At 45.3% G+C, this 7,899-nt stretch carries 7 protein-coding genes; 3 read left to right on the forward strand and 4 right to left on the reverse strand.

All coding sequences use genetic code 11. The annotated features are described in order from the left end of the window. On the reverse strand, positions 1-1,527 hold a 1,527-nt coding region (locus PX484_RS15465; protein WP_288104587.1), incomplete at its 3' end, for a hypothetical protein. A 28-nt stretch (positions 1,528-1,555) separates the two neighbouring features. Between PX484_RS15465 and PX484_RS15470 the strand changes: the two genes are divergently transcribed. Both PX484_RS15470 and PX484_RS15475 read left to right on the forward strand, forming a co-directional pair. Beyond that, positions 1,556-1,735, forward strand: a complete 180-nt coding sequence (locus PX484_RS15470) for a hypothetical protein (RefSeq protein ID WP_223211070.1) — start codon at positions 1,556-1,558, stop codon at positions 1,733-1,735. Between the two features lie 196 nt (positions 1,736-1,931). Beyond that, the gene (locus tag PX484_RS15475; RefSeq protein ID WP_004163638.1) at positions 1,932-2,081 is read left to right on the forward strand and encodes a hypothetical protein; all 150 of its coding nucleotides are present in this window, start codon (positions 1,932-1,934) and stop codon (positions 2,079-2,081) included. A gap of 79 nt (positions 2,082-2,160) precedes the next feature. On the opposite strand, the gene PX484_RS15480 is transcribed toward PX484_RS15475, so the two are convergent. Together PX484_RS15480 and PX484_RS15485 are read right to left on the reverse strand one after the other, a co-directional pair. Beyond that, complete coding sequence (locus PX484_RS15480; protein WP_004163637.1) at positions 2,161-2,541, reverse strand: hypothetical protein; 381 nt, start codon at positions 2,539-2,541, stop codon at positions 2,161-2,163. A gap of 59 nt (positions 2,542-2,600) precedes the next feature. Beyond that, positions 2,601-2,966, reverse strand: coding sequence for a phasin family protein (locus PX484_RS15485; protein ID WP_104396542.1), 366 nt, complete (start codon positions 2,964-2,966; stop codon positions 2,601-2,603). A gap of 575 nt (positions 2,967-3,541) precedes the next feature. On the opposite strand from PX484_RS15485, the gene hemB reads away from it, so the two are divergent. Beyond that, on the forward strand, positions 3,542-4,528 hold the full coding sequence (gene hemB / locus PX484_RS15490) for a porphobilinogen synthase (protein WP_108935343.1): 987 nt from the start codon (positions 3,542-3,544) through the stop codon (positions 4,526-4,528). 219 nt (positions 4,529-4,747) lie between these two features. Here the strand turns inward: hemB and PX484_RS15495 are convergent, their stop codons facing one another. Next, entirely contained in the window at positions 4,748-7,393 is a 2,646-nt protein-coding gene (locus tag PX484_RS15495) for a cation-translocating P-type ATPase (protein WP_288104591.1), read from the reverse strand. Positions 7,394-7,899 lie beyond the last annotated feature (506 nt).

Here is a 7,899-nt window from a genome sequence, read left to right on the forward strand (position 1 = left end):
CGTTTTTTCCGCACCGAGAAATAACAAGTGAATCCCCCGAGAAAGAACGAACTCTCCCACGATAGTGAAGAGAATTAACTGTTTCAGTCTCACGGGTAACATGGCCAGATATTCGGTAACGATCAAGAGCAACAGAACCACGATAGGAGTCATACTCTCGCCGATAATTCCCCCTCGATGAAATCCGGGTTGCAGGAAACAACCTCCCAAAAAACCGCTCGCGAGTACCGATACTAAAAATGATCTGGGAAACAAAGGTTTACCCTTAACTTTTCCGAAAACTCGTTTCCCGAAAACCGTCAGAAGGACGGCGCTCAGGGTTATCGTTATAGAGCCGGCTAAAACACTAAAATACAAGCGAAACCATGAATTCCACAGCCGATAGCGTAAGATGTAAAACTCGCCCCCCTCTCCGGGGCCTTTCTGGATTCGATCTTGAACCGCGTCGGAAAGTTCTAGGGGATAAACGGTAGACCACGCATTGTTGAAAGCATCGGAAATTCTAACGCTCGCGGTCGCCCCCCCCGTCGTTCCCATTGCCGTCTGGAAGATAGAAGCGAGACCGAAGTGAGAGATTCCCCATAAATACCAGGGAAGACACACGGCGATCATGAGGATTAATGGAAAAAATAACTGACGGACTACAAGAGCTAAATTTTTACGATTTACCCAGAGATTATCGACGATCGGGGCGATAACATAGAGTATAGCGGAAGGATGACTGAGAAAAGCTAATCCCCAACTAACTCCACAACCAATCCCGGAAGGCGAATAGACTCTTGTGCGGGGATTGTTTCTCAAGTCGAGATAGAAATAGATGCCGGTTAAGATATAGACCGTGGCCAATACCTTCGGCCAAGGGTAGGTGATTATATTACTCAAATAGGGACTGAAAGCCACGAGGAAAAAGGCTAACGGAATTAACGACGGACGCAGAAAGAGAGGGATTAGGAGGGTCAGGAATACTCCTGGTAAAATCGCAGTAATTTGATAAACCGCAAATGAATTTTCTAAAAGTGCCAGATAATAACTAGAAAATAGATTAAATAAAGGAGTTCTAGAAGTAACATTATAAGTTCCAAAGTAAACCGTATCGGTTTTCTGAAGTCCCAAAAAAATTTGAGCGATATCGAAGTGCATCCACCAATCCCCGTAGTAAAATCCCCCACTGTAAAGCACGACGAAGAATTGCATCCCTAGCAGGACGAGCCAGAACAAGATCGCTAGGTATAGCCATCTATAGTTTTCTCTTTCTTCCGCTTGCCACAATTGTCGCGTCAGTAACCATAGAGAGATAATAAATAAACCAGCCGTCGCTAACAGAAAAAAAGTTCTTCCAGAAAAGCCACAAAGAAAATTAACGAAAGCGATCGCCGATTGTAAAGCCATTCCCCAAGCACCAGCAAGGGCCATACATTCCTTGACGGTAAAGCGCGAGATCGCTCTCAGGCTAACATAGCCGAGGGTGAAAGTTAGGGTTAGCGAGATCGCCCCGAAAAAAAACAACTGTAAAAAGCTTATATTCACGATTAACTATTTACCTGAATCTATTTTAGTGACCCCATCTTTTAATACTATCGAAAAGTTGGGATTAAACCTCAACAAAATTAAAGAACTTCGTCACAAAGCCATCGAGCTTTTTTTGGATGAGGAGATAGATAATGCTCAATTAAAAGTTTTTGTCAATGGATATTTATGCTTAGATGATCAACAAATCAGCGATTTAATTGAATAATCTTTCCTTTACAAAAAGACAAGAATTTTTATAAAAGTTTAAATAAACCAGAAAAAATATAAAGTCTTATGAAGATTATTCAAGAATTATCTCAAAAGTCAACAATTGATGAGATTCTGGTCAGATAATTGGGATGGAGGGGTGAATCAACCTGATCCGAAAAAGAGATTGTTGTCGAGAGTCGGAGAGAAAAGCAATGAATATCAAGGATACATTACACAATTTTGTCCAGTACCTAACAGAGGCTTTCGCTCGCATTTTTAGTCCCAGCAATGATGAATATCCCGATGTGGGGATGCAGCCTTTTGATTCTGAACCTTACCATGCTCCCAAGGGTAATTCTTAACTAAAAATGACGGATAATTGCTTTGAGATAAAAGCTATGGGTAGGGATAATAACCCTACCTGATTTTATAGAAAAATAATTAATTCTCTGCTTGCCAATCAGGACAACTATCACTATCCCAACCGTAGGGATGGAAACCGCAGACGAGAAGATTACCCCCGTAGATATAACCGTGATAATTACGGCAACCGATACAAGCAGGATGGGTGTTAGGATCGGGGTTAACCTTAGGAGTGAGGGTAAAATCCGAGGGTTCATCTAATTCCGAAAATAAGGACTCATCGAGGTTAAAAAATTCTTCTAATTCCTGGGGTAAAACCTCTTGAATAAACTGTTCCAGATCGATGATAATCTCCTCATTAATTTCTTCGATAGTTTGGGCTACTTCTTGGAAAAAAGTTTCAATTCCCAGGGCGACAGTTTCGATAACTTCCCAAAAATCTTTCTGCCAATCGTCCATGTTTATACTTGCATCCCTTGTCTGGTAATAATTAATTATTTGTCCCTAAAATCTAGGTTTTAATCCTGTTGCAGTTTCCGTAATTCCTCCTGAAGACGTTCCACCTGTTGCCGCAATTCATCTACTTTGGGATCGGCTGCTTTGGTGTCTTCCTCGTCTTCAATAATTTCTATCCGTCGGGGTTCATGGGGAATATTAGATTCGTTACCTTCTACTGTTTGCTGTTGTGCCTGTTTCACCAACTCATCGACGTATTTCCGCGCTTCTTCTGCGTTTATTTCACCGCGAGAAATCATTTCATCGGCTAATTTTTGGGCTTGATTTCTTAATTCTTGTAAATTTACTTCAGCTTTTTCGGCGGCATAAGTAGCAATGCCTACGCCCAAATAAACTGCTTTTTTGACTAAATCACCTAAGTTGGCCATAGCAAAAATCCTGAATCGATCGCTCTTACCTACTAGAATAAACGATCCTTCTCCCAAATGGAGATGGGTTTTGGGAGTCAGTGAACAGTGAACAGTAATCGATGAACGCTTGCGCCTCTATCCAAGAGAGCCATCAGTGAACTGAAAACTCATACTAAATCCGTTGAGTATAAGCTAGTTATGAGGAGAGGCACTCATGCAAAAGGCAAGAGGCAAAAGCGAGAATAAATAATCAGTTTTTAATAAACGGATTTAGTATCATATCTGATAACTGATAACTGGTAACTGGTAACTGATGAGGTAAAGTTTTGTAAATAGATGCGGTGGTGGCGACAGCAAAATTGATCGCTATAAAGATGAAATTTTAGTCAAATTGCTGGTTTTTTGCCCTCAAAACGACGATAGAGATTTATTAGGTCATTTTTGACCTAAATAGTGTAATTAAGCTCAAAATAACTAAATATTGCCCATAGCTGCCGGCTGCGGGCTGCCGGCGGAATCGATTTGTGTTCATCCTCAGCAAAGATTTAAACTAAACAATCGAGACCAGATTCCCGATTTAATCACAAAAAACTATGTTTCCTATTCATCGCCCCCGTCGTCTGCGTCAAACCCCTCAAATGCGCCGTCTGGTGAGTGAAACCGTCTTGACAGCCAATGACTTTATCTATCCCCTTTTCGCCACAACGGGGGAAGGTATCGCCCAGGAAGTCAAATCGATGCCGGGGGTGTACCAATTATCAATCGATAAAATTGTTGACGAAGCCAAGGAAGTGCGGGATTTAGGAATCCCAGCGATTATTTTATTCGGGCTGCCGGAAAGCAAAGACACAGAGGCGACGGGAGCATGGCACAATCATGGTATTGTGCAAAAAGCGGCCACAGCAATTAAAGAGGCAGTTCCCGATCTACTCATTGTCGCCGATACTTGTTTGTGTGAATATACCAACCACGGTCATTGTGGTTATCTGCAAACGGGAGATTTAACCGGCAGGGTGTTAAACGATCCCACTCTGGAATTATTGCAAAAAACCGCCGTTTCTCAGGTAAAAGCGGGAGTGGATATCATTGCACCTTCGGGAATGATGGATGGTTTTGTCCAGGCAATTCGTCAAGGATTGGATGAGGCGGGTTATAGTGATACACCGATTCTTTCCTATACGGCTAAATATGCCTCTGCCTATTATGGTCCGTTTCGGGATGCGGCGGATTCTACCCCCCAATTCGGCGATCGCAGAACCTACCAAATGGATCCGGGTAATGCCAGAGAAGCCTTAAAAGAGGTGGAATTAGACGTATTAGAGGGAGCAGATATGTTAATGGTAAAACCTGCCCTGTCTTACATGGATATTATCTGGAGAATCAAGGAAATGACTAATTTACCCGTGGCTGCCTACAATGTATCGGGGGAATATTCAATGATTAAAGCGGCGGCGTTAAATGGCTGGATTGACGAAAAACGGGTGACTTTAGAGACTTTAACCAGCTTTAAACGGGCGGGGGCCGATATTATCTTAACCTACCACGCTAAGGATGCCGTGCGCTGGTTAGCAGAGGGTTAAACTTGATGATTGAACCCACCATGCTGATTATTTAAGTAGGTAGGCACAATTCATTCAAGCAACTACATAGCGCACTGCTGCAACAATTTGTAACCGATCGTGGAATCTATAGCGTTTCCTAAGCTAGTGAGGTACACCTATTTTTCTTCCCTTTTGCCTTTTGCCTAAAACCCATAACTTTTGTACCTCAGCCGACTGAAAAACGCTATATGATGTCTTTTATTTTTGGCTGTTCAAGTGCCGACGGTTCCACAGTTTTAGTCCTTCAAACCAGAAAATACTGACAACTCCAGAAACTAAGCTAACCAGCAAATCATCAGTATGTAGAAATGAAAAGCCGAACAGGTGTCGTAGCAAGGGAACATAGAGAACTAATCCCAAAAACAGCAGTCCACCGCCGATCACCCACCACAAAGCCTGATTAGGAGCTTGGAGCATTTCTGGAATCGTTCGGGACCAGGAACGATTGGTTAAAATCATAGCCAGGTTGGAGATAATCAATGTCGTAAATGCTAAGGCACGAGCATCAAATTCACTATTGCCGTTGTTATAGGCGATCGCAAATACAATAACCAGTACCACTAAAACGCTGATCCCCTGAAGCAAGGCCAATCGCAACGTCCGACGACTGAACAAGGGTTCTTTGGGATTACGGGGTGGGCGACGCATAATATCGCTCTCTGCCGGTTCAGCTTCAAACACAACCGTGCAGGCTGGATCGATAATTAAGTGCAGAAAGGCAATGTGGATGGGGAGCAGCACCAAGGGCCAGCCAAACATGACTGGAATCAACGACATACCCGCGATCGGAACGTGAACGGCCAAGGTATAGGCCATCCCTTTTTTCAGGTTGTCAAAGATACGTCTGCCCAGTTTGACCGATTCGACGATGGACGAAAAATCATCTTTCAACAGGACCAAATCGGCAGACTCGCGCGCTACATCGGTCCCCCGTTCACCCATGGCAATGCCGATATGGGCAGACTTGAGGGCCGGGGCATCGTTGACACCATCACCGGTCATAGCCACAATTTCACCGGAGCGTTTCAGTGCATTGACAATCAATAGTTTTTGTTCGGGGACGACACGGGCAAAGATGTTGGTGCTTTGAATGCGATCGCGCAGTTCCGACTCACCCATTTGCTCCAGTTCCCTACCGGTGATCACCTTGTCTAAAGGCCTGAGTCCAATCTGACGGGCAATGTTCTGGGCTGTTACCGGATAATCACCCGTAATCATGACAACGCGAATTCCCGCACCATAGCATTCAGCGATCGCAGGTGCCACAGTAGGGCGCACCGGGTCTTCCAGGCCGATGAGTCCGACAAATTCAAACTCAAAGTCGTGTTGTTGAACAGGTAAGCGATCGTCAGATTCTAAGTAGGCTGGAGGCCCGGATGACTCAAGAGCGTGGGTTTTGGGTAATGTTCCCATTTTGCGTCCTTGGGCGACTCCCAGAACTCGCAAACCCTCTCCGGCCATTGCCTGGATCTGTTCGACAAGCTCCTGTTGTTGAATCGGGCTGAAATGGCAGAGATCGGCGATCGCTTCTGGAGCCCCTTTTGCCGCAACGGTAAGCTCCCCCGTCAGGGATTCCCAGACACAGGACATGGCCAAGAGATCGGTGGACAGGGGATATTCGCGCAGTAGTTGCCAATCGCTATGCAGGTGTTCAGTCTTGGCTAGGTAATTCCAACCAATTTGCTGCAAAGCTTTTTCCATCGGGTCAAAGGGATCTTTGCGACTCGCTAGAATACCAAACTCGATCAGGGGATGAAGGACTTCTGGCAAGGGTTCGCGCTCGTGGAGCGTCACATCGTACAGACAAGCATTGGAGCCGCTGTAAACCAACAATTGTTTGACGGCCATTTGGTTCAATGTCAGGGTTCCAGTCTTATCGACACAAAGAACGGTGACAGAACCCAGGGTTTCAACCACTGGAATGCGACGGGTTAGTACCTGTTTTTGCGAGAATCGCCACGCTCCCAGAGCCAGAAAGATGGCCAGCACCACCGGAATTTCATTGGGCAAAATTGCCATCGCCAGGGCTAATCCTGCCAAAAAGCCATGCAACCAATCGGCCCGGGTTAATCCATAAATCACGACCACCGCCGCACAAATGGCCAGCGCGATCATCGTCAATTTACCGACAATGCGACGGGTTTCTTTTTGTAAGACCGTGTCTTCCGGTTCAACCGTTTGCAGAGCTTTGCCAATTTTTCCCATTTCAGTGCCGATACCCGTTGCTTGCACCTGGGCAATGCCCTGCCCTTGCACCGCAAGAGTGCCAGAATAGACAGTGGGTAAGTCGTCTCCACCCGGTCTCAAGGTGGCTGAAAGTTTCTCTGGGTCTTCTTCTAGCTGGATGGTGCGTTTCCTGACCGGAACAGACTCTCCGGTTAACAGCGATTCATCAATCGTCAAGTGAGTGGACCACAGCAAAATCGCATCCGCAGGAACGCGATCGCCCTCCTCCACCACGATCAGATCCCCCTCTACCACTTCTCGGCCGGCAATTCGCTGCCGTTCCCCATCTCGAATCACCAAGGCCCGAGGACTGGATAAGTCCCGCAGTGCTTCTAGAGAACGTTCCGTTTTCTGCTCTTGGTAAAGATTGATGCCAATAATAAAAAAGACAAACCCCAATAAAATCAGAGCTTCTTGTGCATCACCCAAAAAGAGGTAGATGACACCACAGGCAATCAGGAGCAAGAAAATCGGCTCTTGGATAATGTCTAGGGCGATCCTTAAAAAAGTACGATGCTGGGTTGAGGGCAGTTCGTTGTAGCCATGCTGTTTCAAGCGATCGCCAGCTTCTTGGCTAGACAACCCGTTAAACTGCCTATTTTGTATATGTGCAACCATAACAATTACCTAGGTTTTTCACACAGGCTATTCTCGCACATAGAGAGTAGTTGACATACCCCACGCCGTAAACGGACGTGGATTCTTCTAGCATCACTGCTGTGAATTTCTGGCTCAACGAGTCCACTTGAATTAGATTCCTAGCGAAATCCCAGCCAGAGGTGGTTCTCTCCTCAGACTTTCGCTCCCTTACAGAAGCCTGTTCTCGTGTGTCCCACGATACAGTTCCAAACCTCTAAAATAATTGGTTTCTTTGGTACTTGACGCTGAGAGCTTTTACCTATAGGAGCATTCCCCTATAGAACCCCATAACTCTAGTTTTCAAGGTGCGTTCATCCTTCGATGACTGGGTTTTTTAAGCGGTTGCTTACCCGGCCCCCTATTCTTAATATCATAAGTAGGTGGGTGGTATTAAATATAAGATGAACGTAGGTTGGGTTGAAGCATGAAACCCAACGCCCGATTATGTTACGCTACCGCTAACCCATCCTACAAATAATTGTGCC

Origin of the sequence: Microcystis sp. M49636_WE2 (assembly GCF_030065375.1) — a bacterium.
Classification (GTDB): Bacteria; Cyanobacteriota; Cyanobacteriia; order Cyanobacteriales; family Microcystaceae; genus Microcystis; species Microcystis aeruginosa_C.